This is a genomic window from Kitasatospora sp. NPDC088861, assembly GCF_044750105.1.
Classification (GTDB): Bacteria; Actinomycetota; Actinomycetes; order Streptomycetales; family Streptomycetaceae; genus Kitasatospora.
Window position 1 is genome coordinate 295,611 of record NZ_JBIVJF010000005.1, and the last position, 26,992, is coordinate 322,602.

Sequence of the window (26,992 nt, forward strand, 5' to 3'; positions counted from 1 at the left end):
GTCAGTCGCCGCGCAGCCGGACGAAGGCGGCGACGGGTGGGCGGCCGGTGAGGGTCAGTTCGGCGCGCAGCGGTCCGGTGAGGGGGTGGACCGGGCCGTGCTCGGGGTCGGTGACGGGCGGGCCGGCGAGGGGACCGACGGCCTCGGCGACCTCGCGGGCCTGGACCGGGGTGAGCCGGGGAGTGCTGAGGAGCACCCGGCCGTCGTCGAGTTCGAGGACGAGGGCGTGCGGACGGGAGGCCGGACCGGTGAAGGCGCGGACGGTGGCGTCGAGGGTGTCGCTGCGGCGGTACTTGACCCAGGCACGGCCGGTGCCGCGCGGGCGGTAGGGGGAGCCGGCGGCCTTGCAGACCAGGCCCTCGACGCCGGTGTCGGCGAGGCGGGCCATCCAGTCCAGCGCCTCCGTCCGGTCGGTGGTGGCCAGTACCGGCTGGATCGGCGGAGGGACGTCGGCCAGCGCGGCGAGCAGCAGCCGGCGCCGGTCGGTGAGCGGCAGCCGGCGCAGGTCGCGGCCCGGCAGGGCGAGCAGGTCGAAGGCGATCAGGCCGAGGACGACGTCCGGGGCGGCGGCCCGGGCCCGGCGGGTGCGCAGCAGTTCCCCGAAGGCGAACCGGCCGGCCCGCCAGGCGACGAGTTCGGCGTCCAGCACCAGCCCTTCGGGCAGCCGGGCGACGGCGGCGGCGATTGGCGGGAACTCGGGGGCGAGGTCGCGGCCGGTACGGGACTGCAGGACGGGCGGGCGGGCGCCGCGGGCGAAGGCGACGCAGCGGAAGCCGTCCAGCTTCAGCTCGTACTGCACGCCCGCGCCGCCCAGGCCGTCGGCGGGCGGGACGGCGGTGACGGCGGCGGGGCGCATCACCTCGACGGGCGGGTGGAGCACCTGGCGGGGCTGCTCCTGCCGGGTCGCCGGGCCGGTGGGGAGCGGCCGGGCCCGCTCCGGGTCCAGCAGCGGCGCGAACAGGTCGCCGTGGGCGGCGAGGCGCTCCGGCACCTCGGCGAGGGTGAACACCAGGTCGTCCGCCGTGCCGGCGCGCTCCAGCTCGGCCCAGGTCAGCGGGGTGGAGACGGTCGGCAGCGGCCGGGCCCGGAGGGTGTACGGCGCGGCGGTGGTCTTCCTGGCGTTGTTCTGCGACCAGTCGACCAGCACCCGGCCGGCCCGCCGGGCCTTCGCCATGGTGTGCACCACCAGCTCCGGGCGGTCGCCCTCCAAGGCGGCGGCGAGCGCCTTCGCGTACGCCGAGACCCGGGTGCTGGGAGTGGGCTCGATCGGGACCAGCAGGTGCAGGCCCTTGGAGCCGGAGGTCTTCACCCACGCCGCCAGGCCGTCCGCCGCGAGCCGCTCGCGCAGCAGGACGGCGACGGTGCGGCAGGTGAGGACGGACGCGCCCGCACCGGGGTCGAGGTCCAGGACGAGGCGGTCGGCGAGCCCGGGCGCGGCCGCGTGCCACTGCGGGACGTGCAGTTCCAGACAGCCCAGGTTGGCGGCCCAGAGCAGCGCGGCGCCGTCGTCGAGGACGACCTGGCGCAGGCCACCGCCGCTGCTCGGCACCTCGACGGTGCGCACCCAGCGCGGGGTGCCGGCCGGCGGGTTCTTGGCGATGAACACCTCGGCCTCCACGCCGTCCGGGCAGCGCAGGAAGGAGACCGGGCGGTCGCGCAGGTGGGGGAGCAGGGCGCCGTGCACGGCGGCGTAGTAGCGCAGCACCTCGCCCTTGAGGGTGCCGGTGCGCGGGTAGTACACCTTGTCGAGGTGGGAGAGCGCGAGGGTGCGCCCGTCCACCGTGAGCTGCGGCATGGGTGCTCCCCGGAGCCTGGGTGGGCCTGTGCGTGGCCCCCGCAGCCAGTCTGCCCGGGCGGCGGCGGGGGCGCAGCCGGTCCACCGGCGTCGGAGGCGGGCCGCTCAGCCCCGCGCGGGGGCGGCGGGCCGCGGCGCACCCCGGTAGGTGCCGAAGTACCACTGGTTGCCCTCCGGGTCGGCGGCGGCGAAGTCGCGCGAACCGTAGTCCGTCTCGGTGAGCGCGGTGGTGATCCGGGCCCCGGCGGCGACGGCGCGGTCGTGCACGCCGTCCGGGTCCGCGGTGACCACGTACGCGGTGAAACCGCCCGGCCGGCCCGGGCAGGGCGCGCCGCCCTCGGGCGTCTCCCGGTCGGAGCCGAGCATCACGCCGCCGCCCTCCGGCCAGGCCAGTTCGGCGTGGGCGACGAACCCGCCCTCACCGTAGGCGACGACCTCCTGGAAGCCGAAGGCGTCGACCAGGAAGCGGATCAGGGCCCGGGCGTCGGTGGCGCGCAGGCTGGGCCAGACCTGTGGGGCGGGGGCGGTGCCGTCCATGGCTGTCTCCTCGGGGGCTCGGGTTGCTTACGCCTCCCACTCTGCGGCCGCCGCACCCGCCCCGCCTTGGACGTTTCGGAACTTCGCCTCCTCCGGCCCCTCCGCCGCCAGCCACGCGCTCGGCGCGGCCCCGGCCAGGGCACGGAACTCCCGGGCCAGGTGCGCCTGGTCGAAGTACCCGCAGCGGACGGCCAGGTCGCCGAGCCGGGGCGGCGGCGAGGCGGCCAGCAGATGGCGGGCCCGGTCGAAGCGGATCACCCGGGCGGCGGCCTTCGGCGTCAGACCGGTCTCCCGGCGGAACCGCTCCTGGAGGTGCCGGGTGCTCCAGCCGGTCTCCCGGCCCAGCGCCGCCACCGGCAGGGCGCCGTTGCTGCGCCGCAGCGCCCGCCAGGCCCAGCCGACCTCCGGCGGCACCTGCCCGGACGGGCGGGCGGCCCGCAGCAGCGTCCGGTCCAGCACGGCGAAGCGCTCGGACCAGGTGCGCGCGGACTGCAACTGCTCCTGGAGGCGCGGGCCGAGCCGCCCCAGCACCTCCTCCGCCGGGAGGTCGATCCCGGCCAGCTCGCCGGCGGGCAGCCCGAACAGCGCCCGGGCGGCCAGCGGGTGCACGGCGATCTGCACGCCGGACTGCCGGCCGTCGTGGGTGATCAGCGCCGGGCCGGTGTGCAGGCCGCCGAGCAGCGTCGGGTAACTGCCGGGCAGCTGCGTCGGGTCGGGGTGCCCGGCGATCACCAGTGGCTCGTCCAGGGTGAGGATGAACGTCAGGTACGGGGACGGCAGGCCGCGGTGCAGGGCGGGCGGGATGCCGCGCTGGCGGTACCCGGAGTACCAGGCCACGTACGGGCGCAGCGCGGGCGCGGGCCGGGCGCGGACGGCTTCGTCGACCAGGCCGGCGTCGGTGTCGGCGGCCGTGTCTGCGGCCTCGTCGGCTGTGGCTGCGGCCGCGGGCCCGGTTGCGCCGGCTGCGGACGTCTCGGGGGTTTCCGTCGTCACGTTCCCAGTATCGGCGGCCGGTGGCGAGCGTGCCGCGCGGCGGGGGCGGGCGTCTTGGACAAATGCGCACCGGGGCCGCCGAGTTCGGCCGCTCTGCGGGCGTCCCGGTGGGCGCCCCCGGCGAGGCGGCCGTCTCGCCCAGCGGATCATCCTTTCTTGCCAGGCGAGATGGGCGCACACTGGCGGGCATGGGAAAGCAGTACGAGAGCATCGACGGCAGGCTGCGGGAGTTCATCGAACGGCAGCCCCTCTACTTCGTCGCGACCGCGCCCCTCTCCACCGACGGGCACGTCAACGTCTCGCCCAAGGGCCGCTCCGGCACGCTCGTGGTGATCGACGAACTCACCCTCGCCTACCTGGACTTCGGCGGATCCACCGCCGAGACGATCGCCCACCTGCGGGAGAACGGCCGGATCACGCTGATGTGGTGCGCCTTCGACGGCCCGCCGACCGTGGTGCGGGTGCACGGCCGGGGCGAGCCGGTGTTCCGTGACGACCCGCGCTTCGCCGGGCTGTTGGGCCGCTTCGACCCGGCCGTCGACGGCTCCGGGTTGCGTGCGATCGTGCTGGTGCGGGCCGAACGGGTCAGCGACTCCTGCGGGTTCGCCGTCCCGCTGATGGACTACCGCGCCGACCGCGAACTGCACGCGCAGTTCTTCGGCCGCAAGGACGAGGAGGAGTTCAGCACCTACTGCGAGGGCAAGCAGTACGTCGGCACCAGCATCGACGGCCTCCCTGCTCTCCCGCTGCCGCTCCCGCCCCGACCGGACAGGACCTAGCAGGCCCGTCAGGCCCGCGCTACGGGCAGGGTTCCTCGACGCGCATCGCGGTCAGGCCGATCGCCTGCCCGGTCAGCACATCTCCGGCCGCCGGGCTCTGCCCGCACACCCGCCACTCCCACTGCACCACCACGACCCGCCCCCGCGGACCGGCGTCCCGCACGCTGACCGGGTACCACAGGGGCAGCAGCGCCCGTGCCGCCAGGACGGTCTGGCCGCGCAGCTCGGGCATCGGCGGGTGGGGCGGGCTGGGTGCGGGGATCGCGTAGCCGGGCCGGTCGTCCGGCGGCAGCGTGCGGCCGGGATCGGTGTGCGGATCGCAGGCGGCCAGCCCGAGCGAGGACACGAGCACGAGCAGGGCCCAGGTGCGGCGCATGGTCCCCCCGGTGGAATTCGCCTACGGTCCCGGCGAACCGACCGTACCTGCCGTGCGGTGCGCCGGGTCGGTTCGTGACCGGCTCGCGGCCGGACCGTCGCCACCTCGGTACGCTCCGGGGCCCCGGGCAAGCTCGTGCCGGAGCGGAACGGCGCCGCCGGACTCGCTACGGACGGCATTCATCCGGTTGCCCTGAGTGTCGGACGGGGGGAGCGTGATGGTCATGATGCGAACCCTGCGTGCCGCCGCCCTGGCCGCGCTCTCCCTAGTACTCGTGGCCTGGCCGGCTCAGGCCGTCACCGCCCCGCGCGCGGAGCGGTCGGCGACCGCGCGGCTGTCCGTCGAGCTCTGCCCGCCCCGGGGCCCGGTGGTCCCGGGCGAGAACGGGACCCTGGAGGTGCGCGTCACCAACCAGGGCCCGGCGGCGACCACCGATCCGACCCTGGTGGTCGTCCACCTGCCCCCGCCGGGCGTGGTGAAGTCGGCCGACCCGCCGGTGGAGCTGACGTACTTCGGGACGGGCAGCTCCTATTCCGTCCCGGCCGGCCTGGCGCCGGGGGCCACGTCCGTGGAGCGGCTGTCGCTGTACGTCGCGCCGATCACCTCGCCGTTCACCACGATCAGCGGTGACGTCCAGGCCTTCTACCCGGGCGACCCGGACCAGTCCGGCCACACCACGCCGTACAGCTTCACCACCGCCGACACCCGGGCCCACTTCATGGTCGGCGCCTCCTCCGCCTGGCAGGCCGGGCACCCGGTGCCGCAGCCGGGCGACCTCACCGGCGCACCCGGGGCCACCATCGACCTGCCGCTGTGGGTGTACAACGCGGGTCCGTCGTACTCGACCCACCCGATCGACGTGCGGATCACCGTGCCGGAGCGCACCACGCTGACCGGCCCGACGCCGTACGACTGCACGGCCACCGGGCCGCGGACCCTGACCTGCCACTACGGGGTCGGGCCGCGCTACCAGGACGCGATCTTCATCGACCCGGCCGTGGTGATCGATCCGGGGACGACCGCCGGCCAGGTGCTGTCCGGCGGGACGCTGGACGTGTCCGGTCAGGAGGACTGCCCCTCGCCCGACTGGCACACCGACTTCTCGGTGACGGTGGTGGCCGGCCCGCCCGGCGGCGGCCCGGAACGGGCCCCGGTCCGGTAGCCCGACCGCCGCCCGTGGGCGCGGCCCGCAGGCCGGCGCGTGCGGTCGGCCGCAGCGGGCGGGAACGCGACGACGCCGCCGCGCCCGGGGAGGGTGCGGCGGCGTCGGGGGCCCGGGACAGGCGGGCCGGGGGGTGGGGACTACTTGCCCAGGCCGGCCTTGACGGAGCAGATCGGCCAGGCGCCGGGGCCCTGGGCGGCGAGGACCTTCTCGCCGATGGCGATCTGCTGCTCCTTGGTGGCCTGGTGGGCCTGCGGGGCGTACGCGGTGCCGCCGAAGGCGGCCCAGGTGCTGGAGGTGAACTGCAGGCCGCCGAAGAAGCCGTTGCCGGAGTTGACGGCCCAGTTGCCGGTGGCCTCGCAGGAGGCGACCTTGTCCCAGACGGTGGCCGGCGCGGCGGAGGCGCTGGTGGCCGTGACGAGGCCGGCGACCGGCAGGGCGGTGATCGCCCCGGCCATCAGAGCCATCCGGACGCGGTTGCGGCGCTTCGGGGTGGCGGTGGTGGTGGCAGCGGCAGTCTCGTTACGGAAGGTCATGCGGTTCCTTTCGGAGGAGGCTGCGAGCGCGCGGAACCAGGCCCTCGGAAGGCCGTTGGTTTCGGGGGACACGTCACTCGCGTGGTCCGGCACCGTTCCGGTTCCGGGGCGGTGAAGCCGACCGGAGCGGAGTGCTTGGTGCAACGGATTCGAAGGTACGGGGGCGGTTGAGGCGGTTTCAAGGATTTGGAGGTTTAGGCACGTCAGGGGGCCGTTACCGGGCGTAACGATCAAGGAAATGACATGATTTGGCCCGATTTGCCACCATTTGCAAGATCAAACCACCCGCCGAAGTGGCCTGCGTCACGCCGAAAGTCGTGTGAGCCCGCCCACATCGTCGACAGCGCGTGACGTCCCACCAGCCCCCGGTGTCGAAATCGCCGCACCGCCCGGCGCCCCGGGTGGCCCGCGCCACAACCCTCACCGGGAGGGCCCCCTCCGGTCACGCACGGTGGCGGGCATAGCCTCGGGGCCATGAGCAACGAGAGCGATGCAGAGGACGTGGAGGCCGTCGGCGGCGCCGGGGAGCCCAGGGCGGCAGCGGCCCCCGCGGGCTTCGAACTGGGGACGGACGGGCCCAAGGTGATCCTGGCGGGGCTGGACGGCTCCGACTCCTCCTGGCGCGCCACCGCCTACGCCGCCGGGCTGGCCCGCCGCCAGGGCGCCACCCTCGCGGTCGCGTACGTCCAGCCGATCCTGGGCGCGGCCACCGCGCTGGCCGGGGCCGTGGTGGAGGAGACCACTCAGGAGATCGCCGACGAGTTGCTGACCGCCCTGCGCGAGGCCGAGCACCACGTGAAGGAGGTGTGGCGGGTGGAATGGCGCTTCCTCACCATGCGCGGCGACCCCTATACGGGGCTGGCCAAGCTCGCGGACGAACTGCGCGCCGACGCCGTCGTGGTCGGCGCCTCCGAGCAGGCCGGGCACCGGGTGATCGGCTCGGTCGCCGTCCGCCTGGTGAAGGCGGGCCGCTGGCCGGTCACCGTGGTGCCGTAGCGCGGCCGGGCCGCCCGGCAGGGGGCCGGGTGGCGGCGGGTAGGGTGCGTGACCATGACGGAAACGCCGGGCGCGCACCCCACCGGGCCCGCCCACCCGACCGGCAGCGACCTGCACCTCGACCTCCCCGCCGTCGGGGGCCGCCGTGCCGCGCTGATGGCGGCCCTGCGCGAGGCGATCCGCAGCGGCCGGCTCGCCCCCGGCACCCGACTGCCGCCGTACCGCGCGCTCGCCGCCGACCTCGGGCTGGCCCGCAACACCGCCGCCGAGGCGTACGCCGAACTCGTGGCGGAGGGCTGGCTGACCGCCCGTCAGGGCTCCGGCACCGCCGTCGCCGAGCGCGCCGAGCCCGTCCCGCCGAGCCCGTCCCCCCGACCCTCCGTGCGGCCGGGGCCCGTCCACGACCTGCGCCAGGGCCGGCCGGACGCCGCGTCCTTCCCGCGCACCGCCTGGCTGGCCGCCGCCCGCCGGGCCCTGACCGCGGCGCCCAACGAGGCCTTCGGGCCCGGCGATCCGCAGGGGCGGCGCGAACTGCGCACCGTCCTCGCCGACTACCTGGCCCGCGTCCGCGGGGTGCGCACCGACCCGGACCGGATCGTGGTCTGCTCGGGCTTCGCCCACGCGCTGCGGCTGCTGTTCGCCGGCGGGGCGCCCGCCCTGCCGCCCGAGTCGACCGGGCCGCTGGCCGTCGAGGCGTACGGGCTGGGGTTCCACCGCGGGCTGCTGGCCGCCGCCGGGGTCGCCACCGTGCCCCTTCCGGTCGACGAACACGGCGCCAGGCTCGGCGGGTTGGCGCACCGTCAGGACGTCCGGACGGCCCTGCTCACCCCCGCCCACCAGTTCCCGACCGGCGGACCGCTGCACGCCGGCCGCCGCGCCGCCGTGGTCGACTGGGCGCGCGGGCGCGGCGGCCTGCTGCTGGAGGACGACTACGACGGCGAGTTCCGCTACGACCGCCAGCCGGTCGGCGCCGTCCAGGGGCTCGACCCCGAGCGGGTGGTCTACCTCGGCTCGGTCAGCAAGAGCCTGTCACCGGCGCTGCGGCTCGGCTGGATGGTGCTGCCGGACCATCTGGTCGACCGGGTGCTCGCCGCCAAGGGCGAACGCGAGGGCTGGGCCAGCGCGTTGGACCAGCTGACCCTCGCCGAGCTGATCGACTCCGGCGGCTACGACCGGCACGTGCGGCGGATGCGCCGCCGCTACCGGGAGCGCCGCGACCAGTTGGTGGCCGCGCTGGCGGGGAGCGCCCCGCACATTGGGGTCTCCGGCGTCGCGGCCGGCCTGCACGCCGTCCTGCGGCTGGAGCCCGGCACCGAGCACGCGGTGCTCCAGGCCGCCGCCCGCCGGGGCCTGGGCCTGGACGGGCTCGCCGACTACCGGCACCCGGGGATCGGCCCGGAGGCCATGCCGGCCATGGACGGCCTGGTCGTGGGCTACGCCACGCCGCCCGACCACGCCTACCCGGCGGCGCTCGCCGCGCTCTGCGACATCCTGCCGCCGCCCGCCTGAACCGGCCGGGCCCGGGGCGGCCGGACCGGCACCGGCCTGCCGGGCGACCGGCTCCGGGTGGCCGTCCGGGACGGCGGGCGAAGCATAGGGCCCCGGGCGGGGCGGTGGGGGCGGAACGCAGCCGGGGTGGTCCGCGGTGTCCGCCCCCGACTCGTGCGTCGGTACGGACCGGGGCGGAGCGGGGCAACGGAACCGGTACCGCGCCCTACGCTCCTTGGTCATGCGCAGAACACATTTGAGCCGTGTCGCCCTCGCCGCGTGCCCGGCCCTCGCCGTCGGTCTGCTCCTCTCCGCCACACCCGCCCAGGCCGACACCCCGCTGCCGTTCACGGCCGTCTCCGACCGGCAAACGACCGTCCGGGGCGGCGAGTTCACCCTGACCCTGACGCTCAGCAACCCGTACGACACGCCGATCCAGTTCGTGTACCAGAGCGTTCAGCCGACCTACCAGACCAGTCTGGAGAACGGCCTCAAGTTCACCGCCACGGCCTGCGGCACCCAGACCAACGGCTGCAGCGACAACGTCCACGGCGGGATCGCCCGGTACAACGTGCCGCTCGCCCCCGGTGCCACGAGCAGCTTCACGGTCACCTACACCGTGGCGCCGGACTCGACCTGCGGGGCGGCGACCAGGATCGACTTCTACTCCTACCTGTACTACGAGTACAAGGGGGGCGAGGCCAAGAACTCCGGCATCGTCGGCATCCCCGGCAGTCAGATCGCCTGCGCCTGACGCATCGCCCGACCGGCGCTCCCTCGCCGCTTCCCCGTCGCACCCCCACTGCGCATCCCCGATCCCCCGTCAGGTGCCGGCCGCCCCCGTCCCGGCACCTGACGGGCCGTTCGCGTGCCCGGATCCCGGTGGCGGGCCGATGCCCGTGGTCGGGGCGCCGCTGACCGGCCCCGTTGCGTCGGCCCCGTTGTGCCGGCCCCCCGTTGACGACCCGCTCCCGCCGATGTCGTACGGGAGGTACGCCGCCTGTCCGCTGCCCGCTGTCCGCGCGCGGGCGTCGGTCGCGCGGGATCCGCGGCGGGGAACGGATGTTCTCGCGACCCGGGGCCCGAGCGGAATGGGACTGCTTCAGATTCACCCTATCGGGGGGTAGTCGGCCTCCGTGCGGGCCCGGTCGGGCGCTGGTGATCTAGGGTTCCCGATGGGCCGCCGGGAGACGGTGGCCGTGATCGCGATGAATCGCCAACACCCCCATCGATACGCGTGTCTGATGAGCCGTCATGGCATCAGTCGGGGTGGATCGGGGCGACCCCGTCGCCGTCCTTCCCTGACCGCGTGATCCGACCAGATGAATGGAGACCCCTGCCGATGCCCGTGGACACGAGCCCGGAGACAGCGCAGGTCCCGCAGCAGTCCAGCCTCACTACGGCCGCTGCCCGCAACCTCGCCACCACGACCAAGTCCGCACCGCAGATGCAGGAGATCACCTCCCGCTGGCTGCTCAAGGTGCTTCCCTGGGTACAGGCCGCCGGCGGCGCCTACCGTGTCAACCGACGGCTCACCTACACCGTCGGCAACGGTGTGGTCGAGTTCATCAAGACCGGCTCCCAGGTCCGGGTGATCCCCGCCGAGCTGGGTGAGCTCGCCCTGCTGCGCGGCTTCGAGGACGAGGAGGTGCTGACCGCCCTCGCCGACCGCTGCGAGCAGCGCGACTTCGGCCCCGGCGAGGTGCTCACCACCCAGGGCGGGGCCGCCGACCGGATCTTCCTGATCGCGCACGGCAAGGTCAACAAGATCGGCACCGGCAAGTACGGCGACGACACCGTGGTCGGCGTGGCCGGCGACGGCGACCGCTTCGGCGACGACGCCCTGCTGGACCCGGACGCCGTCTGGGAGTTCACCGCCACGACCGCCACCGCCGGCGTCGCGCTCACGCTGACCCGCCGTGACTTCGCCGCCATCCGGGACAACTCGCCGAGCCTCCAGGAGCACCTGCTCGGGTTCCTGGCCCTGCCGCAGCAGGCCCAGAACGAGCGCGGCGAGGCCGAGATCGCCATGTCGGCCGGCCACCACGGTGAGTTCGAGCTGCCCGGTGCCTTCGTGGACTACGAGCTCAAGCCCCGCGAGTACGAGCTGAGCGTCGCGCAGACCATCCTCAAGGTCCACACCCGCGTCGCCGACCTGTACAACGAGCCGATGAACCAGATCGAGCACCAGCTCCGGCTGACCATCGAGGCGCTGCGCGAGCGCCAGGAGCGCGAGCTGGTCAACAACCCGGAGTTCGGCCTGCTCAACAACGCCGACTTCGACCAGCGGATCCAGACCCACTCCGGCCCGCCCACCCCGGACGACCTGGACGAGCTGCTCAACCGCCGCCGCGACCCCGACTACCTGCTCGCCCACCCGCGGACGATCGCCGCGATCGGCCGCGAGTTCAACGCCCGCGGCCTGTACCCCCACCACGTCGACCTCGGCGGGCAGCAGGTGCCGGCCTGGCGCGGGGTGCCGATCCTGCCGTGCAACAAGATCCCGATCACCAAGGAGAACACCAGCTCCATCCTGGTGATCCGTACCGGTGAGGACAACCAGGGCGTCATCGGCCTGCACCAGAACGGCATCCCGGACGAGTACCAGCCGTCGCTGTCGGTCCGCTTCATGGGCATCGACGAGAAGGCGATCATCTCCTACCTGGTCAGCGCCTACTACTCGGCCGCGATCCTGGTGCCGGACGCGGTCGGCGTCCTGGAGAACGTCGAGATCGCGCACCGCCGCCACTGAGGACGGCCGACAACGGGGCCGGGCCGTAACCGGCCGGCTCGAAGATCGTTTGACCTGATGACGGACGGCCCGCCCCCGGAAGGCGGGCCGTCCGCCTGATCGTGCCTCATCACGTCTGATCACGCCTGCCCGCGTCCTCCTGCGGGCCGGGCGGATCGCCCTGTTCTGATCCCGTCCCCGGCGACCCGAGAGGTGAGTGGAGCCCATGCCGCAGCGCCGGCAGTCCCGACGGATATCGCTGGACGGCGGTGGGGGTGTGGCCTCCGGTCGGCGGACCAGGCTGATCGGCGCCGCGGTCGGCGTGGTCGCGATGTGCGCCCTGGTCGGCGGCGCCTCGGCGTCCGGCACCGAACACCACGGCGGGGAGCAGCAGTACGGCACGACCGTCGACTCCTGCGTCTGCACCGCGACGGACGTGTCGGTGCAGGTCGGGCCGGGCGGGGACGTGAACGTCGGGGTCGACGTGGACGTCCAGGTCGGCGTCACCGTCGCCCCGACGGCCGACGCGCGGCACCAGGGGCCCGGGCTCCCGCACCGGCACCACCCGTGCCGCACGCCGAGGGCCGTGCCCGGACCGGCCTCACCACGGCCCTCGGACACCACGGGGGTCCGTCGGCCGCCCGGCCGCCCGGACGACGAGCACGGCGGGTACGGGGGCCACGACGGGGACTGGTGGCACGGGGATTGGTGGCACCACCACCATCACCACCCGCACCCCTGCCCGAGCCCCACGCCGACGCCGACCCCGACGTCGAGCCCCACCCGCACGCCCAGCCCGACGGCGACCCCGACGCCGAGTGCCACGCCGAGTGCCACGCCGACGCCTTCGCCGACGTCGAAGCCCAGTCCGACTCCGGCACCCGTCCCCACGCAGTCGCCGACCCCCGCGCCGACAACGCCGGCTCCCAGCAGGACACCTGGGCCCACCCCGCCGCCGACGGCACCCGCGCCCCCTCCGCCGCCCGCGCCGAACCCGCCCGCACCCCCGGCGCCGGCCCCGGTGGCACCCGCGCCCCCATCGGACCCGGTGGCCCCCAGCCCGGACGCGCCGAGCCCGGTGCGCCCGAGCCCGCTGTGGCCGACCCCGGCGGCGCAGCCCGTGTACCACGTGCGGGCGGCGCAGCCGCCGGTCCCGCCGCAGCACCACCACAACGCCCCGGCGACGACCACCATGCTGCTGGTCACCGTGCCCGCCATCCTGGCGGCGGCGGCCCTGCGCCCGGGCCGTGGACGCGGCCGCGGCCGTTCCGGGCGGTCCTGACCGCCCCACCGAGGCGGCCCGCCCCGGCCCCCGGTCCGGCCCTGGAGCCCGACCTGCCTGGCCCGGGGCCGGCCTCGATCCTTTGTTCCGTCACAAGCCGAGCCAGAGAAGGGAGTTCCCATGTCCGAATGGTTGGCGTTGGCCATCGCGATGGCGGCGGCCTGTGCCGTCGTGGTGGCGGTGGTGGTGCTGCGGCACCGCCGGGTGGGCACCGAGAAGAACGTCGACGAGACCCCGGACGTCATCGACTACATCACGATGATGATCGGCGTGGTCTACGCGATCGTCCTCGGCCTCGCCCTCGCGGGTGTCTGGGAGGCGCGCGGCGCCGCCCAGGACGACCTGTTCCGGGAGGCGCAGTCGTTGCAGGAGGTGAGCGACCGGGCGGTGGTCTACCCGGCCGAGTTCCGCGACCAGGTCCGGGCCGACGTGGACGCCTACGTCTCGTACGTGGTGAAGGTCGAGTGGGACTACATGCGCAAGAACGGCGAGATCTCCGACAAGGGCACCGAACTGCTGGACAAGCTGCGGGTGGACGTCGCCACCCGGCCGCCGGCCTCCGAGCTGGAGTCGCAGTCCTACCAGCCGATCATGGACCGGATCAGCCAGGCCGACGACGCCCGCAACTCGCGCGGGCAGAACGCCGGGCCGACCATGCCCGGGGTCGTCTGGTTCGGCCTGATCACCGGTGCCGTGGTGACCGTCGGCATGCTGTTCGCGCTGCAGATCCGGCGCACGCCGAGGGAGTTGATCCTGGCGGGCTGCTTCAGCGCGCTGATCGCGTTCCTGCTGTTCATGATCTGGGACTTCGACGATCCGTTCGGCCGGAGCGTCTCGGTGACCACCCAGCCGTTCGTCGACCTGTTCCCCTCCCTCGGGCTCAAGGGCTGAGCAGGGCCCGCCGAACCTCGCCGAAGCGGGTGGGCCCGCGCGGAGATCCGCGCGGGCCCACCGGCGTGCCGGACGTCAGCGCAGGCTGCCGTCCATGGAGTTGAGCAGCGTGCCGGAGGCGTCGTCGTTCTCCAGGGAGAAGGCGAACAGGCCGCCGAGGCCCTTGCTCTTGGTGTAGGCCCCGCGCGCCTGGATGGCCTGCGGGGTGTCGCCGGTCCAGAAGTTGGTGCCGTCGTAGACCCAGCTGCTCTCGGTGACCGGGTCCCAGTGGGTGGTGGCGGCGGTCGGGTTGAGCTCCTTCCAGGCGGCCAGTCCGGCCTCCTGGCTCAGCGGCTTGGCGGCCGTCGGGCCGGTCGCGCTCTGGTACAGGCCGTAGTTGGAGCCGGCCGGGACACCCGTCCAGCCGCGCCAGTAGAACGGGATGCCGAGCACCAGCTTGTTGGCCGGGAAGCCGCCGGGGATGCCGTACTCGGGCAGGCCGGTGGTGTACGCGGCGAGCATGGTGTCGACGTTGTACCTGCGGGTGCCGGGGGTGATCGGCGTGGTCGGGTCGGCCGGGCTGTCGTGCAGCGGGTCCTGGTGGTTGGTCGGGCCCTTGGCGTCCCAGGCGCCGTGCATGTCGTAGGACATGACGTCGGCGTAGTCGAGGTAGTTGCCGATCTTGTCGGTCTCCAGCTGGGCGATCTTGTCCTGGCCGCTGGGCAGGGCGGCGGACAGCAGGTAGCGCTTGCCCTGGGCGGAGCCGATCGCGTCCAGCTGGGTGCGGAACTCCTTGAGCAGGAGGGTGAAGTTCTGCTTGTCGGCGGGGGAGTAGTGGTTGCCGGTGTGGCCGCCGGCCGAGCCCGGGTACTCCCAGTCGAGGTCGACGCCGTCGAAGATGCCGGCCGCCGTGGCCGCGCCGCCGGAGGCGTCGCCCGCGACGCCGGTCGGCAGGTTCCCCTTGAGGAACATGTCGACACAGGAGGAGACGAAGGTCTTCCGGGAGGCGTCGGTGGCGGCCGCGTCGGAGAAGTACTTGGAGTACGTCCAGCCGCCGATCGAGATGGTGAACCGCAGGTTCGGGTACTTGGCCTTGAGCTGGCGCAGCTGGTTGAAGTTGCCCTTGAGCGGCTGCTCCCAGGTGTCGCTGCTGCCGTCCACGCTGGTGCCGGAGTTGTAGTCGGACTGGTAGTCGGCGTAGGCGTCGCCCGCGCCGTCACCGGCGTTGGGGTTGTTCTCGTTGGTCGAGTCGGAGGCCTTCACCGCCTGGAAGCAGGTGAGCTTGGTGGGGTCGATGTTGGCGAACGCGTAGTGGATGACGTCCAGCTTGCCCGCGGCGCCGCTGGTGTCGACGTTCTTCGGGTAGTACGCGTTCTCGTAGACGCCCCACTGGTCGAAGTAGGCCGAGCGGACGGGCTGTTGCGCGGGGGCGGCGGCCGTCGTGGTGCTCACCGCGGCGGACTGGGCGGAGGCGTGGGAGCCGGAGTAACCCTGGACGCTGAAGGTGTACGCCTTGCCGGGCAGCAGCGAGCTGACGGCGACGGAGGTGCCCATCGAGGTGGCGACCAGCTGGCCGTTGGACCACACCTTGTAGGCGATCGGGCCGTCGCCGGTGGTCAGGGTGGAGGGCTGCCAGGTGAGCACCACGGCGCCCGCGGTGACCTTGGTGACGGCGACGCCGGTGGGCGTGGTGACCTTGCCGTCCCCGGCCGGGCCGCTGGCGGTGGCCGTCGCGGTCGGGCTGCCGGATCCGGTGGGGCTGCCGCTGGCCGTCGGACTGCCGCTCGCGGTGGGGCTGCCGGACGCGGTCGGACTGCTGGACGCGGTCGGGCTGGTGGACGCGGTCGGGCTGGTGGAGGCCGTCGGGCTGCCGCTCGCGGTCGGGCTGCCGGTGGAGGTGGGCCCGGCCGGGCCGGTCAGGCTGAGGTCGTCGGCGTAGTAGGCGCCGGTGCCGTACCAGCCGTGGGTGAAGACCGTCACCGAGGTGGTGGTGGCGCTGGTGGTGAAGGTGGTGCTCAGCTGGTTCCAGCCGGTGCCGCCGGGTGTCCAGACCGAGGAGTTGACGCCCGTCCCGGTGGCGCCGAGGTAGACGTAGCTGCCCTGGACGAAGCCGGACAGGGTGTACGTGGTGTTCGGCTGGACGGTGACGGTCTGCTGGCACTGCGCGGTGTCGGAGGCCGAGGCCGCGCCGCTGAGCGAGTAACTCCCGCCGTGCACCGGGGTGGTGACGACGGAGCCGTTGGAGCAGGTCCAGCCGGTCAGGGTGCCGGCCTCGAAGTCGCCGTTGGCCAGCAGGTTCACCGGGGCGGCCGAGGCGGGGCTGAGGGTCAGGGCGAGGGCGGCGCCGCTGGTGCTGAGCGTGGCGGCGAGGGCCAGGGCCATGGCCCGTCTGCGCGGGGCGGTCCGGTGCCCGGCGGCCTGGGCGGGCCGTGCGGGCATGACGCGGTCGTGCATGCGGTTGTCCTCCGGATGTGTGGGGGTTTCCGGCGGTGCGTGGCCCGGGGTGGGCCGGGGGAGCCGCCCGGGCGCTGTGGGGGCGCGCGGGCAGGTGGAGCGTGCCGACGTACGGACGGCGGGCGCGGCGGGTCGGCTGACCCGCTCGCGTCACGACATCACAGATTGGACTGGACCAATATTCGCCGTCAAGGGTGTCCGCCCGCTGGACCGTTCCGGGCCGCCGACGCCCGGGCCCGGTAGGTTGACCGCTGCGGAGCAGGCCCGCCGAACGGAGGACTCGCGATGGACAGCCAGGACTGGGACGACCGCTACGCCGCGACCGAGCTGGTGTGGGGCGCCGAGCCCAACCGCTGGGTGGTCCGCGAACTGACCGGCCTCACCCCGGCCCACGTCCCCGGCCACGCCCTCGACCTGGCTGCCGGCGAAGGCCGCAACGCCATCTGGCTGGCCGGCCGGGGCTGGGAGGTCACCGGGCTGGACTACTCCGCCGTCGCCCTGGAACGTGCCGAGCGGCTCACCGCCGACCTGCCCGACGAGGTCGCCGACCGGCTCACCTGGCGGCACGGCGACGCCCGCACCTTCGAGGCCCCCGCCGCCGGCTACGACCTGATCCTGATCGCCTACCTCCAGGTCCCCGCCCGGGACCGGCGGGCCGCGCTGCGCCGCGCCGCCGCCGCGCTCGCTCCCGGCGGCACCCTGCTGGTGGTCGGGCACGACCTGAGCAACCTCACCGAGGGCGTCGGCGGCCCGCAGGACCCGGCCGTGCTGTTCACCCCGGAGGACGTCCTCGCCGACCTCGCGGACCGCGGCCTGCGCACCGTCCGGGCCGAACGGGTGCACCGGACGGTCGGCCCGGAGCCCGGGCACAAGGGCGAGGGCGACGGCGTCGCGGTCGACGCGCTGGTGCGCCTGGAGCGGGGTGCCGAGTGACGGGGGACCGAGTGACGGGGCACCGAGTGGCGGGGGACCAGGTGACGGGGGGCCGAGAGATGGAGCACCGAGTGGCGGCGCGGCCGACCCGGCGCACCCTGCTCACCGGCCTGGCGATCGCCGCTCCGGTGCTGCTGGCGGGTTGCTCGGCCTCCTCCGGCAAGGCCGGCAAGAAGGCGGGCAAGGAGGCCGGCGCGGCCAGGGCGAGCGACGCGGGCGGCGAGGCCCTGGTGATGATCATCCGGCACGGCGAGAAGCCGGACGGCGGCCACCCGGGACTGGACGAGAACGGCGGCCACGACGGCAAGTCCCTCACCGAGCGCGGCTGGTCCCGCGCCCGGGCGCTGCCCACCTTGTTCGCCCCGCCCGCGCCCGGCCTGCGCACCCCCGCCCGGATCCTCGCCGCCGCCGACCAGGGCCCACTGGCGGGGGCGCACCGGATGCGGCAGACCGTCACCCCGCTCGCCGCCAAGCTCGGGCTGACCGTCGACACCGGGTACGCCGAGTCCCAGGAGACCGCCCTGGCCGGCGCCGCCCTGGCCGGGCCCCAGCCGGTACTGATCTGCTGGGAGCACTCGGGGATCCCGCGGATCGTCGAGGCGCTCGGCGCCGCCGGCAGCGGCGCACCCGCCACCTGGCCGGACCGCTTCGACCTGGTCTGGGTGTTCGCCCGCCCGGCCGGCGGAGCCTGGACCTTCCAGGAGGTCCGCCAGCACCTGCTGGACGGCGACGCCTGATCCGCCTGCGGGCGTACGCGATGTGACGAAGCGTCAACTAGCTTGTGGGTCATGAGGACTCGCACGTTCTTCGCCGCCGCGGCCGTCACAATGCTGCTGCTGTCCGGCTGCGCCGAATCCGGCTCCGAGGACGGGCCGCAGCCCCGGCCGACCCGGGCCGGCGGCGCGCCGCCGACCGGGGGCGAGCGCCGGGCCGACGGCGCCGAGCTGCTCTACCGGGCCGAGGGTGGCCGCAGCGCCCAGAACCCCGCCTTCGCCCCGGACGGCCGCTCGGTGCTGCTGACCGAGTTCAGCGAGGGCTACAACAAGGGCGCCGCCGCCCTCGGGGTGCTGCCGCTGGACGGCGCCCGCGCGCCGCAGAAGGTCCTGGAGGATCCCGACAAGGCCGCCGTCAACCTCCCGGGCACCAGCTGGAACGCCGCCACCGGCGCCTTCACCTTCGCCACCGACCGGGAGTCCGGCCACGACGAGGTCTGGCTGATGACGCCCGGCGGCAGCCCCGAGCGGGTCACCCGGCACGAGGACGGCAGCGGCTACAGCGAGCCGAGCTTCTCCCCGGACGGCGCGTGGATCGTCTTCCAGCAGAGCTGGGAGCCGGAACACGCCGCCGTGCACGGCGACGACGCCGAACAGGACTCGCTCTGGAAGGTCCGCCGCGACGGCGGCGCCCCCCTCCGGCTGGTCGACGGCAAGGGCACCGGCACCGACAACCGGCAGCCGAACTGGTCGCCCCGGGGCGACCGGATCGTCTTCCAGCGGCGCGCCGCCGGCGGCGAGAACTGGGCGCTGTGGACGGTCGGCGCGGACGGCACCGGCCTGCGCCAGGTCACCGACGTGCCGGGCGAGCACACTGATCCCACCTGGTCCCCGGACGGCCGGTACCTGGTGTTCTCCTCCAACCTCGGCAACCTGCCGAACGCCCAGGTCTTCGTGGTCGCGGCCGACGGCGGACGCCCCGTCCGGGTGACCGGCGACGACGGCTCGTACGACGGCGCGCCGAGCTGGTCCCCGGACGGGAAGTGGATCGCCTTCGAGTCCGCCCCGGGCGGCGAGGCCAACCCCGCCGCCCTCTGGCGCATCCCCGCGCCCGCGCTCTAGCTCACCGTCACCGTCACCACCGAGTACTGCACGACGGTCAGCGGCACGCTGACCGTTGCTCCCGTGACGGTGTACGGGACGGGCTTGGGCGTCGGGTCGGTGCCGTCCGGGGTGGCGACGGTGACGGCCGTGACGGCGGCGCCGACCGGGAGGGCGTAAGAGAGCGTGCAGTTGGCGGGCGTGGTGCGGAAGGCCGCCGGGGTGTCGCCGAAGTTGGTGAAGTTCACCAGGTGGACGACGGCGTCGTTGCCGAGCCGCCGCGCGTCCAGGAAGATCCGGGGGTCCCCGGCCAGGGTGACGGCGGGCGGTGCGGACTGGCGGACGGGGGCGAGCAGTTGGTCGGCCGAGGCCTGGTCGGTCTTGGTGAGGTAGCTGAGTCCGGCCCGGTTGCGGACGTACCAGCAGGTGCCGCTGCCGTAGGGGTTCTGCTTGCCGGCCGGCAGCGGGCTGCCCCGGCGCAGCCCGAGCACGTCGGAGAGCGCGAACTCGGCGCGCTGGCCGCCCAGTTCGTCGAGCGCGGTGGGAGCCGGGCCGGTGATCACGATCGTCCCGCCGGCCGCGACGAACCCCCGCAGCACGGCCGCCTCGGCGTCCGAGACAGCCTGGAGGTCGGGCAGCAGCAGCACCTTGAACCGGGCCAGGTCGGCGGCGGCCAGGCCGGGGCTGGGCACCGTGTCGAACGGGATGTGCGCGTACACCAGCGCCTTCACCGCGCCCCGGAACTCGCCCAGCCAGGGGACGGAGGCGCAGCTCTGCTCCGGGTCGTCGCCGCCCCACCAGTCGCTGATCCCGGCCGGCGCGGTCGCGTTGACGTACATCCCGATGCCCGCGCCCGGGCTGACGTAGTCCCGGGACGGGCTGGAGTGGTAGACGCCGACCTGGGCGGCCGAGGCGGCGTTGTAGAGCCGCTCCTGGTTGGTCTGGACGAAGCGGTACATCCGGGCACGCATCGCCGCGTCCACGGTGTCGTTCTTGTACGGCGTCTTCACCTCGTAGGGGTTGCAGCCGGCCGCGATCAGCTGGGACATCACCAGCGAGGCGTCGTCGGCCTGCCAGCCGTAGGAGAACGCCCAGGCGGGCTTGGTGCCGCTGGCGCCGCGCGCGTACTTGTACATCGAGATGAGACAGACCCAGTCGGAGGCGGTGGCGTGCCGCATGCCGTCGTAGTTGCCGAGGATGTCCACCTCCCAGACCTGGCTGACGGCGCCCTCGGCCTGGCGCAGGTAGCCGCCGTCCAGGCCGATCGAGGTGGCGTAGCGGTAGTCCATCGAGACGGTCTCGACGAAGGTGACCAGGTCGGGGTTGACCGCGCGCCCGGCGGCGGCGATGTCGAGCTGGAACTGGAGCAGGTTGCGGTGGCGCCATTCGAGGTAGCGGCGGAACACCGGGTCGGCGAAGTCGGCGGCCTTGGGCAGGGCGAGGCCGCTGTCGGCCTTGAAGGCGGCCGCGCCCCAGGTGGAGGCGTCGCACCAGGAGAGCACGCCGTCGAAGTAGATCGGGACGTCCGGCCAGATGCCGTCCACACCGGTGGCGGCCACGCCCTTGATCCGCTTGAGGTAGTAGTCCCGCCAGGGCGAGTTGGGGCTGAGCCAGACGCTCTCGTCGCCCGGGTCGACCCAGACCACCACGCTGCCGTAGAACACGTTGGGCTTTCCGGCGAGGTCGCGCTGGACCCAGGCGCCGCCCTGGTCGTTCTTGTAGAACGAGCGGCCCTTCTCGCCGCCGGGGGAGATCAGCTCCAGGGAGGGGTAGTACATGACGACCTTGAGGCCGGCGGCGTGCGCCAGGCCGGTGAAGGTCTTCACCTCGGCCATGTGGGCCGCGAACTCGGCGTCGGTGAGCCAGTTGGAGAGCAGGGTGTCGAGTTCGATGACGCTGACGTTCTGCGCCCTGAGGGCGTCGACGGCGCTCTGCATGTCGGCGGGCTCGTTGAAGGTGCCGTCGCCGACGCGGGCGAACCGGGCCCAGTCCGGCCAGGGTTGCGCCGTGGCGGCGCCGCCGCCGGGGAGGGTGGCGGGTGCGGGCACGGACTCCGGTACGGGCGCGGGCGCGGGCTCCGGGGCGGCGGCCCAGGCCTGGCCGCCGGGCAGCAGGCGGACGGTGGCGAGCGCGCCGCCGGTGCCCAGGCCGGCCCGCAGCAGGCGGCGGCGGCCGAGGCGCGAAGAGGTGGCGGCGGTGGCGGGTGCGGGCGGTGTTCCTTCGTGCTCGGACATGGTGGTCCCCCCAGCGTGGGTTGGCGGATCACGGGAACGTGCGCGGAACGCTCGGTGCGTCGGCGGCCGTTCTCCCGGTCGGCGGCGCCTCCGAGCCGACCCTAGTCCGCGGGCCGCCCGCCTGTTCGGGCCCTGTTCGCGGCTACGCCAGACGTCGGATCGCCGGTTGCCAGGTTGACCGAGCCGGATTGCGCGCCGCCCCGCGCAAGCTCCTCCCCGGGGCGCTTGACAGTGTGCAGACCGCCCCCGGTGGTGACGGCGGGGGGAGTGCGGGGTAGGGGTGCTGGGAGCGCGCCGGTCGGATGATCATAGATGTTCGACAGTGCTGTAGATTCACGGCACGGAGCGGCGGCAGGGACGAGGAGGGCACGATGAGCGTTTCGCTGGCCAAGGGGCAGAAGATCAGCCTGGAGAAGCCGGGCGGCGGTCAGCTGAGTGTGGTCCGGATGGGCCTGGGCTGGAAGGCCGCGCAGCCCAAGGGCTTCTTCGCCAAGCTGCTGGCCGCCGGTCGGGAGATCGACCTGGACGCCTCGGCGGTGCTGTTCTCCCAGGGGCGGCCGGTGGACGTGGTCTTCTTCCAGCACCTCAACAGCAATGACGGTTCCGTCCGGCACAGCGGCGACAACCTGGTCGGCGGCGCGGGCGACGCGACCGACGACGAGTCGATCACCGTCGACCTGACCAAGATGGCCGCCGAGGTCGACCAGATCCTCTTCACCGTCAACTCCTTCACCGGCCAGACCTTCCAGGAGGTCGAGGCGGCCTTCTGTCGGCTGGTCGACGAGCAGACGGGCGCCGAGCTGGCCCGGTACACGCTCACCGGGGGCGGCCCGTACACCGCGCAGATCATGGCCAAGGTGCAGCGCACGCCCGCCGGTTGGCAGATGACCGCGATCGGGCAGCCGGCCAGCGGGCGGACCTTCCAGGACCTGATGCCGGAGCTGGTCAAGCACCTGTGACCCGGCCAGGGGCCGGCCCGCCGTGGCCGGCCCCGTCCGCTTCCCCCGCCGCAGCCCGGGAGTCAGCGCGTTTCGAGGTCGCGGCGCCGGAACCCGGCCAGCGCCAGGGCGATCAGGGCGGCCGCGACCAGGGTGAGCGCCGCGAGCGGCGTCCAGTCCATGGCGGCCGCCGGGAGCCGGGGCACCTGCCCGAACGGGGAGAGCCGGTCCAGGCCCGCCGGGAGCTTCAGCAGCGGGCCCAGGTACCCGATCACGAACGCGTACGCCGGCACCAGCCAGGCCAGCTGCGTCGCCCGGGGCAGCCAGCCGTACACGGCGGCGGCGAACCCCACCGTCACCCACTGGGCGGGCGCGAACGCCAGGGCCGCGCCGACCAGTCGCGGGAACGCGCCGGCGTCACCGGTGGACAACGCCCCGGCCAGGCCGAAGCCCACCCCCGCCGCGAGCAGCACCGCGGTCGAGCCCAGCAGCGCCGCCGCCAGGTGCCCGCCCAGCCAACCGGACCGGGACACCCCGGTGGCCAGCACCGGCTCGGCCCGCCCGGCGCTCTCCTCGGCGCGCGGGCGCAGCGTCGCCAGCACCGCGTAGACCGCGCCGACCACCGCCACCACCAGCAGGGTCATCGCGGCGAAGGAGTCGGTGAGCGAGCGGCCGCCGAGCCGGGCGAGGGCCTCCTTCAGCTGGTCGACGTCCTTGACCATCGCGTCGGCGCCGCCCAGCAGTGACCCGTACATCGCGCCGAGCAGCAGCAGCGCGACCGCGAAGCCGCCCAGCAGGCCGCGGTGCAGGCGCAGGGCGAGGCCGAGCGGGGTGCCGAGGGCGGGGCGGGCGGTGGGCGGCCCCGGGCGGGCGGCGCGCAGCCCGGCGCCCACGTCCCGTCGGGTGCTCAGTGCGAAGCCGGCCGCCCCGGTGACGGCGGCCAGGGCGAGCGCGGGCAGCAGCGGCCACCAGCGGTCGTCCACGAAGGGGTAGCTGCGCTGGAGCCAGCCGATCGGGGAGGCCCAGGAGAGCCCGTTCGACCCGGCGTCCCCGGCGGCGCGCACCGCGTAGGCGGTGCCGAGCACCGCGAGGGCCAGCCCGGAGGCCGTCCGGGCGTGCGCGGTGACCTGGACGGCGACGGCGGCGACCGCCGCGAACAGCAGTCCGGCGGCGGTGGTCGCGGCCCCGAACAGCAGCGCGCCGCCGGTGTCGAGCCCGGGGACGCCGAGGGCGGGCAGCCCGGCGGCGAGCAGCAGGCCGAGCGCGAGGTCGGCGACGGCTGCGGCGCCGAGGGCGGCCGCGAGCTGGGCGTGCCGGCCGACGGCGGCGGAGCGGACCAGCTCGGCCCGCCCGCTCTCCTCCTCGGCCCGGGTGTGCCGGGTGACGGTCAGCACGCTCATCAGCCCGGCCAGCACCGCCAGCAGGCCGAGCAGCCGGTGGCCGAGCATGGCGCCCCAGGTGTAGTCGGCCAGGTAGTGCCCGGGGCCGGTCATGGCGAGGACGGCCGGGCCGGCGGAGGCGTGGGCGATCGAGGCGCGGTCGGCGGCGGTCGGGTAGAGGGTGTGCACGCTGTTGGCGCTGGCGAGGGTGAGCAGGCCGAGGCCGAGCACCCAGGCGGGGAGGCGGAGCCGGTCGCGGCGCAGGGCGAAGCGGAGCAGCGTGGCGGTGCCGGCCAGGGTGGTGCGCGGGCGGGGCGGGCGCGGGGCCGTGGCGGGCGCGCTGGTCGCGGTGGTGGTGGCGGTCATCGGGCGGCCTCGCCGTCGACCGGGTGCCCGTTGGCGGCCAGCTCGTCGCCGTAGTGGCGCAGCATCAGCTCCTCCAGCGTGGGCGGGTGGCTGACCAGGCTGCGCAGCCCGGCCTCGCCGAGGCGGCGGACGGCGGCGTCGAGGTGGGCGCCGTCCACGGCGAAGCGCACCCGGGCGCCCTCGGTGCGGACGGCGTGCACGCCCTCCAGCGTCTCCAGCCCGGTGACGGGGCGGTGGGTCTCGGCCTCGACCGTGGTGCGGGTGAGGTGGCGCAGTTCGCCGAGGCTGCCGGTCTGCACCACCCGGCCGTGGCGGATGATGCTGACCCGGTCGCCGAGCTTCTCCACCTCGTCCAGGATGTGGCTGGACAGCAGGACGGTCCGCCCCTGCCGCCGGGCCTGGAGGACGACGTCCTGGAAGACCACCTCCATCAGCGGGTCGAGGCCGGAGGTCGGCTCGTCGAGCAGCAGCAGTTCGGCGTCGGAGGCGAGCGCGGCGACGATGGCGACCTTCTGCCGGTTGCCCTTGGAGTAGCTGCGGCCCTTCTTGGTGGGGTCGAGGTCGAAGCGCTCGATCAGCTCGTCGCGGCGGCGGCGGTCGAGCCGGCCGCGCAGCCGGGAGAGCAGGTCGATGGCCTCGCCGCCGGTGAGGTTGGGCCACAGTTCGACGTCGCCGGGGACGTAGGCGAGGCGGCGGTGCAGTTCGACGGCGTCGTGCCAGGGGTCCTTGCCGAGCAGCCGGGCGCTGCCGCCGTCGGCGCGCAGCAGACCGAGGAGCACCCGGATGGCGGTGGACTTCCCGGCGCCGTTGGGTCCCAGGAATCCGTGCACCTCGCCGGTCTCGACGGTGAGGTCGAGGCCGTCCAGCGCGGTGGTCCGGCCGAAGGTCTTGCGGAGGCCGGTCAGAGCGATTGCCTTCGTCATGCTGCTGAAGCTACCGTAGTTTCAGAAAAACGTGAATATTGGGAAGGCGTTAAAGTTCAGTCGAGTTGTTGATCACCGGAGAGGGGAAGGCGCGCGTGGTGGAGCGGGAAGCGGAGAAGGAGCGCGACGAGCAGGCGGTGTCGGACTTCGTCGAACGGTTCGCGGCCGAGCTGGTGGCCGCGGGCATGGGCCGGATGCCGGCCCGGCTCTTCTCCTGCCTGATGGCCGAGGAGAGCGGCGTCCTGACCTCCGCCGAGCTCTCCGAACGGCTGCGGATCAGCCCGGCCGCGGTGTCCGGCGGGATGCGTTACCTCACCCAGATCGGCCTGGCCGCCAAGGAGCGCGAGCCGGGCTCGCGGCGCGACCGCTACCGGGTGCTGAACGACGTCTGGTTCGAGTCGCTGACCCGGCGCGACGAGTACCTGCTGCGCTGGGTGCGGGTGCTCAGGGAGGGCGAGGCCACCGTCGGCGCGGGCACCGTCGCGGGGGAGCGGCTGGCGGAGAGCGCGGCCTTCTTCGCGTTCATGGTGGACGAACTGCACGGGATGCTCGCGCGGTGGCGGGTGCACCGGGCGACGCTGGGTCCGGGGGCGCTGCCCAGGGCCGGGGCCGGGTCGGATCCGGCGTAGGTCTCGGTCCAGCTCTCGGTCTCGAGCTCGGTCTCGGGAGCTTGGTGCGGCGGGGCGGGGAACGCGGAAGGCCCGCACCAGGGGTGCGGGCCGTCGGCGGATGGGGCGGTGTCAGCGGGTCGGCGGGGCGGCCGAGGGGGAGAGGTCCGCGCTGGGGGTCGTGCTCGGGGCGGCGGAGGAGGGGGTGCCGCCCGGGGTGGGAGTGCCGCCGGGGGTCGGCGTCGCCGTGGCGCACCCGGGGGCGGCCGGGGTGCCGGACGGCGTGCCGGTCGGGGTGGCCGTCGGGGACGGGCTGCCCGTCGGGGTGGTCGTGGCCGTCGGGCTCGGGCAGTCGGTGGGCGTTCCGGTCGGCGTCGTGGTGGGGGTGCCGGACGGCGTGCCGGTCGGGGTGGCCGTCGAGGACGGGGTGCCCGACGGAGTGGTCGACGGCGTGCCGGACGGCGTGGCCGGCGCGGTCGACGGCGGTGTGGTGCCGGGCGTGCCCGTCGGGGTGGTGCTCGGGTCCGTCGTCGGCTGCGCGGAGGAGGACGGCGTCGGGGCCGGCGAGGTCGGCTGCGCGCTCGGCGAGGGCTGCCCGCCCGGGGGCGGGGTGGTCCCGGGGGCGCTCGGCGTCCCGGGGGTGGCGCCAGGAGTCGTCCCGGTCGGCGGCAGCAGCGGCGCGAGCGGCAGGAGCGGGGAGGGCAGCGAGGCCGGCGGGGTCGAGGAGGCCGGGCGGTTCGGCACGGTGGTGACGCTGCCGCTGCCGTAGTGCGCCATCCAGTTGCGGACCGTCCGCAGGTACTCGCCCGAGTTGTTGTAGCTGAGGATCGCCCGGTCGAGCTGCGCCGGGTCGGCGAGGTCGCGCCCGCCCGCGCACAGGTAGCGGGCGGCGCTCTCGGCGGCGTCGAAGATGTTGTTCGGGTCGGCCTTGCCGTCGCCGTTGGCGTCCGTGCCCCAGGTCGCCCAGGTGGAGGGGATGAACTGCATCGGCCCGACGGCGCGGTCCCAGCGCGCGTCGCCGTCGTAGCGCCCGCCGTCGCTGTCGGGTATCGCGGCGAAGCCGTTGCCGTCCAGCGCCGGACCGAGGATCGGGGTGAGGGTCGTCCCCGTCGCGTCGACCTGGCCGCCGTTGGCCTGGCCGGATTCGACCTGGCCGATCGCGGCCAGCAGTTGCCACGGCAGGTGGCAGCCGGGCGAGCGCTGTGCGGCCGAGGCCTCGGCCTGGCGGTAGGCGGCGAGCACGGTCGCGGGCAGGGCCGGGCCGGTGGCGGCGAAGGGGCCGGCGGCGGGCGCGCCGGGCACCGTGCCGGGCGGCTGCGGCAGTTGGACGGTGCCGCCGCCGTCGGCCGGGACGCCGGTGCCGAAGGCGCTGCCGGCGCCGCCGGTCGGGCTGCCGCCGGGCTGGGAGGCGGAGGCGTCCGGCGACGTCACGGCGTCGGCGGCCGCGACCGGGGCGAGCCCGAAGCCCGTCACCTGGGAGCCCGTCAGTGCGGCGAGTGCGGTGAAGGCCGCAGCCGTCCCCGTGACCCGCTTGCCGAGCCGCAGCCCGCGCCCGCCCTGCACCTTGCCGAACCTCGCCGTCATACCGTGCCCCTCCCCGTAGCCGTCCCGACCCTGCCGGAACGGATGAACCGTCGTCATCGTGCCTGCCGCCGGACGGCGGCTCCCGCCGTCGCAACGATTAGTATCACGACGGTCTGACGCGACAGGGGTGGCCGGAGGTTGCCGCGGCCCGGTGCCGACATCGAATACCGCAGGTCAGCAGGGGTGGGGGAATGCCCGCTCGGGCTCGGGCCGG

The 26,992-nt window shown here is 74.7% G+C and carries 23 protein-coding genes and 1 pseudogene; 12 read left to right on the forward strand and 12 right to left on the reverse strand.

What is annotated here, in order from left to right; all coding sequences use genetic code 11:
• Position 1: 1 nt before the first annotated feature.
• The 4 genes and pseudogenes from ACIP37_RS12515 to ACIP37_RS12530 all read right to left on the reverse strand — a co-directional run bounded on the left by ACIP37_RS12515 (position 2) and on the right by ACIP37_RS12530 (position 3,325).
• Positions 2-856 (reverse strand): DNA ligase, encoded by an 855-nt coding sequence (locus tag ACIP37_RS12515; RefSeq protein WP_363587508.1) that lies wholly within the window; start codon positions 854-856, stop codon positions 2-4.
• 60 nt (positions 857-916) lie between these two features.
• Positions 917-1,795 (reverse strand): annotated as a pseudogene (gene ligD / locus ACIP37_RS12520) (non-homologous end-joining DNA ligase); the annotation flags it as partial.
• 105 nt (positions 1,796-1,900) lie between these two features.
• A complete protein-coding gene (locus ACIP37_RS12525; RefSeq protein ID WP_350879418.1) occupies positions 1,901-2,332 on the reverse strand; it encodes a VOC family protein in 432 nt (143 codons plus the stop codon).
• Positions 2,333-2,359: 27 nt separating this feature from the next.
• Complete coding sequence (locus tag ACIP37_RS12530; protein WP_400805891.1) at positions 2,360-3,325, reverse strand: helix-turn-helix domain-containing protein; 966 nt, start codon at positions 3,323-3,325, stop codon at positions 2,360-2,362.
• 188 nt (positions 3,326-3,513) lie between these two features.
• On the opposite strand from ACIP37_RS12530, the gene ACIP37_RS12535 reads away from it, so the two are divergent.
• On the forward strand, positions 3,514-4,104 hold the full coding sequence (locus ACIP37_RS12535) for a pyridoxamine 5'-phosphate oxidase family protein (RefSeq protein WP_363630533.1): 591 nt from the start codon (positions 3,514-3,516) through the stop codon (positions 4,102-4,104).
• A 19-nt stretch (positions 4,105-4,123) separates the two neighbouring features.
• Here the strand turns inward: ACIP37_RS12535 and ACIP37_RS12540 are convergent, their stop codons facing one another.
• Positions 4,124-4,480 carry a hypothetical protein gene (locus ACIP37_RS12540; protein WP_400805889.1) on the reverse strand — a complete coding sequence of 119 codons (357 nt, stop codon included), beginning with the start codon at positions 4,478-4,480 and terminating at the stop codon, positions 4,124-4,126.
• Positions 4,481-4,703: 223 nt separating this feature from the next.
• Between ACIP37_RS12540 and ACIP37_RS12545 the strand changes: the two genes are divergently transcribed.
• Positions 4,704-5,642: a hypothetical protein gene (locus ACIP37_RS12545; RefSeq protein WP_400805886.1), complete on the forward strand. Its 939-nt coding sequence runs from the start codon at positions 4,704-4,706 to the stop codon at positions 5,640-5,642.
• A 140-nt stretch (positions 5,643-5,782) separates the two neighbouring features.
• Here the strand turns inward: ACIP37_RS12545 and ACIP37_RS12550 are convergent, their stop codons facing one another.
• Positions 5,783-6,178, reverse strand: a complete 396-nt coding sequence (locus tag ACIP37_RS12550) for a transglycosylase family protein (RefSeq protein WP_363617297.1) — start codon at positions 6,176-6,178, stop codon at positions 5,783-5,785.
• Positions 6,179-6,652: 474 nt separating this feature from the next.
• On the opposite strand from ACIP37_RS12550, the gene ACIP37_RS12555 reads away from it, so the two are divergent.
• The 4 genes from ACIP37_RS12555 to ACIP37_RS12570 all read left to right on the forward strand — a co-directional run bounded on the left by ACIP37_RS12555 (position 6,653) and on the right by ACIP37_RS12570 (position 11,414).
• The gene (locus ACIP37_RS12555; protein WP_363587455.1) at positions 6,653-7,174 is read left to right on the forward strand and encodes a universal stress protein; all 522 of its coding nucleotides are present in this window, start codon (positions 6,653-6,655) and stop codon (positions 7,172-7,174) included.
• A 54-nt stretch (positions 7,175-7,228) separates the two neighbouring features.
• Entirely contained in the window at positions 7,229-8,683 is a 1,455-nt protein-coding gene (locus ACIP37_RS12560) for a PLP-dependent aminotransferase family protein (RefSeq protein ID WP_400805883.1), read from the forward strand.
• Between the two features lie 220 nt (positions 8,684-8,903).
• The gene (locus ACIP37_RS12565) at positions 8,904-9,416 is read left to right on the forward strand and encodes a hypothetical protein (RefSeq protein ID WP_363587458.1); all 513 of its coding nucleotides are present in this window, start codon (positions 8,904-8,906) and stop codon (positions 9,414-9,416) included.
• A 588-nt stretch (positions 9,417-10,004) separates the two neighbouring features.
• Positions 10,005-11,414, forward strand: a complete 1,410-nt coding sequence (locus ACIP37_RS12570) for a family 2B encapsulin nanocompartment shell protein (RefSeq protein ID WP_400805880.1) — start codon at positions 10,005-10,007, stop codon at positions 11,412-11,414.
• 702 nt (positions 11,415-12,116) lie between these two features.
• On the opposite strand, the gene ACIP37_RS12575 is transcribed toward ACIP37_RS12570, so the two are convergent.
• Positions 12,117-12,599: a hypothetical protein gene (locus ACIP37_RS12575; RefSeq protein WP_400805878.1), complete on the reverse strand. Its 483-nt coding sequence runs from the start codon at positions 12,597-12,599 to the stop codon at positions 12,117-12,119.
• A 196-nt stretch (positions 12,600-12,795) separates the two neighbouring features.
• On the opposite strand from ACIP37_RS12575, the gene ACIP37_RS12580 reads away from it, so the two are divergent.
• Positions 12,796-13,566 carry a DUF4239 domain-containing protein gene (locus ACIP37_RS12580; RefSeq protein ID WP_063350621.1) on the forward strand — a complete coding sequence of 257 codons (771 nt, stop codon included), beginning with the start codon at positions 12,796-12,798 and terminating at the stop codon, positions 13,564-13,566.
• Between the two features lie 75 nt (positions 13,567-13,641).
• On the opposite strand, the gene ACIP37_RS12585 is transcribed toward ACIP37_RS12580, so the two are convergent.
• Entirely contained in the window at positions 13,642-15,999 is a 2,358-nt protein-coding gene (locus tag ACIP37_RS12585) for a glycosyl hydrolase family 18 protein (protein WP_400805874.1), read from the reverse strand.
• Positions 16,000-16,284: 285 nt separating this feature from the next.
• Between ACIP37_RS12585 and ACIP37_RS12590 the strand changes: the two genes are divergently transcribed.
• The 3 genes from ACIP37_RS12590 (at position 16,285) to ACIP37_RS12600 (ending at position 18,767) form a co-directional block, all read left to right on the forward strand.
• The gene (locus ACIP37_RS12590; protein WP_363630540.1) at positions 16,285-16,932 is read left to right on the forward strand and encodes a class I SAM-dependent methyltransferase; all 648 of its coding nucleotides are present in this window, start codon (positions 16,285-16,287) and stop codon (positions 16,930-16,932) included.
• A gap of 71 nt (positions 16,933-17,003) precedes the next feature.
• Positions 17,004-17,669 carry a hypothetical protein gene (locus tag ACIP37_RS12595; protein WP_400843755.1) on the forward strand — a complete coding sequence of 222 codons (666 nt, stop codon included), beginning with the start codon at positions 17,004-17,006 and terminating at the stop codon, positions 17,667-17,669.
• 51 nt (positions 17,670-17,720) lie between these two features.
• Positions 17,721-18,767 (forward strand): hypothetical protein, encoded by a 1,047-nt coding sequence (locus ACIP37_RS12600; RefSeq protein ID WP_363587468.1) that lies wholly within the window; start codon positions 17,721-17,723, stop codon positions 18,765-18,767.
• Here the strand turns inward: ACIP37_RS12600 and ACIP37_RS12605 are convergent.
• Complete coding sequence (locus tag ACIP37_RS12605) at positions 18,764-20,980, reverse strand: hypothetical protein (RefSeq protein ID WP_400805869.1); 2,217 nt, start codon at positions 20,978-20,980, stop codon at positions 18,764-18,766. The two genes, ACIP37_RS12600 and ACIP37_RS12605, sit on opposite strands and share 4 nt — an antisense overlap.
• A 371-nt stretch (positions 20,981-21,351) precedes the next feature.
• Here ACIP37_RS12605 and ACIP37_RS12610 point away from each other — a divergent pair, with 371 nt between their 5' ends.
• A complete protein-coding gene (locus tag ACIP37_RS12610; RefSeq protein ID WP_350879397.1) occupies positions 21,352-21,939 on the forward strand; it encodes a TerD family protein in 588 nt (195 codons plus the stop codon).
• Between the two features lie 62 nt (positions 21,940-22,001).
• On the opposite strand, the gene ACIP37_RS12615 is transcribed toward ACIP37_RS12610, so the two are convergent.
• Together ACIP37_RS12615 and ACIP37_RS12620 are read right to left on the reverse strand one after the other, a co-directional pair.
• Positions 22,002-23,663: an ABC transporter permease gene (locus ACIP37_RS12615; protein ID WP_363630547.1), complete on the reverse strand. Its 1,662-nt coding sequence runs from the start codon at positions 23,661-23,663 to the stop codon at positions 22,002-22,004.
• A complete protein-coding gene (locus ACIP37_RS12620) occupies positions 23,660-24,586 on the reverse strand; it encodes an ABC transporter ATP-binding protein (protein ID WP_363587474.1) in 927 nt (308 codons plus the stop codon). The genes ACIP37_RS12615 and ACIP37_RS12620 overlap by 4 nt, the downstream gene beginning before the upstream one ends.
• A 95-nt stretch (positions 24,587-24,681) precedes the next feature.
• Between ACIP37_RS12620 and ACIP37_RS12625 the strand changes: the two genes are divergently transcribed.
• Entirely contained in the window at positions 24,682-25,215 is a 534-nt protein-coding gene (locus tag ACIP37_RS12625) for a MarR family transcriptional regulator (RefSeq protein WP_363587476.1), read from the forward strand.
• 111 nt (positions 25,216-25,326) lie between these two features.
• Here the strand turns inward: ACIP37_RS12625 and ACIP37_RS12630 are convergent, their stop codons facing one another.
• Positions 25,327-26,778 (reverse strand): lytic murein transglycosylase, encoded by a 1,452-nt coding sequence (locus tag ACIP37_RS12630; protein WP_400805866.1) that lies wholly within the window; start codon positions 26,776-26,778, stop codon positions 25,327-25,329.
• Positions 26,779-26,992 lie beyond the last annotated feature (214 nt).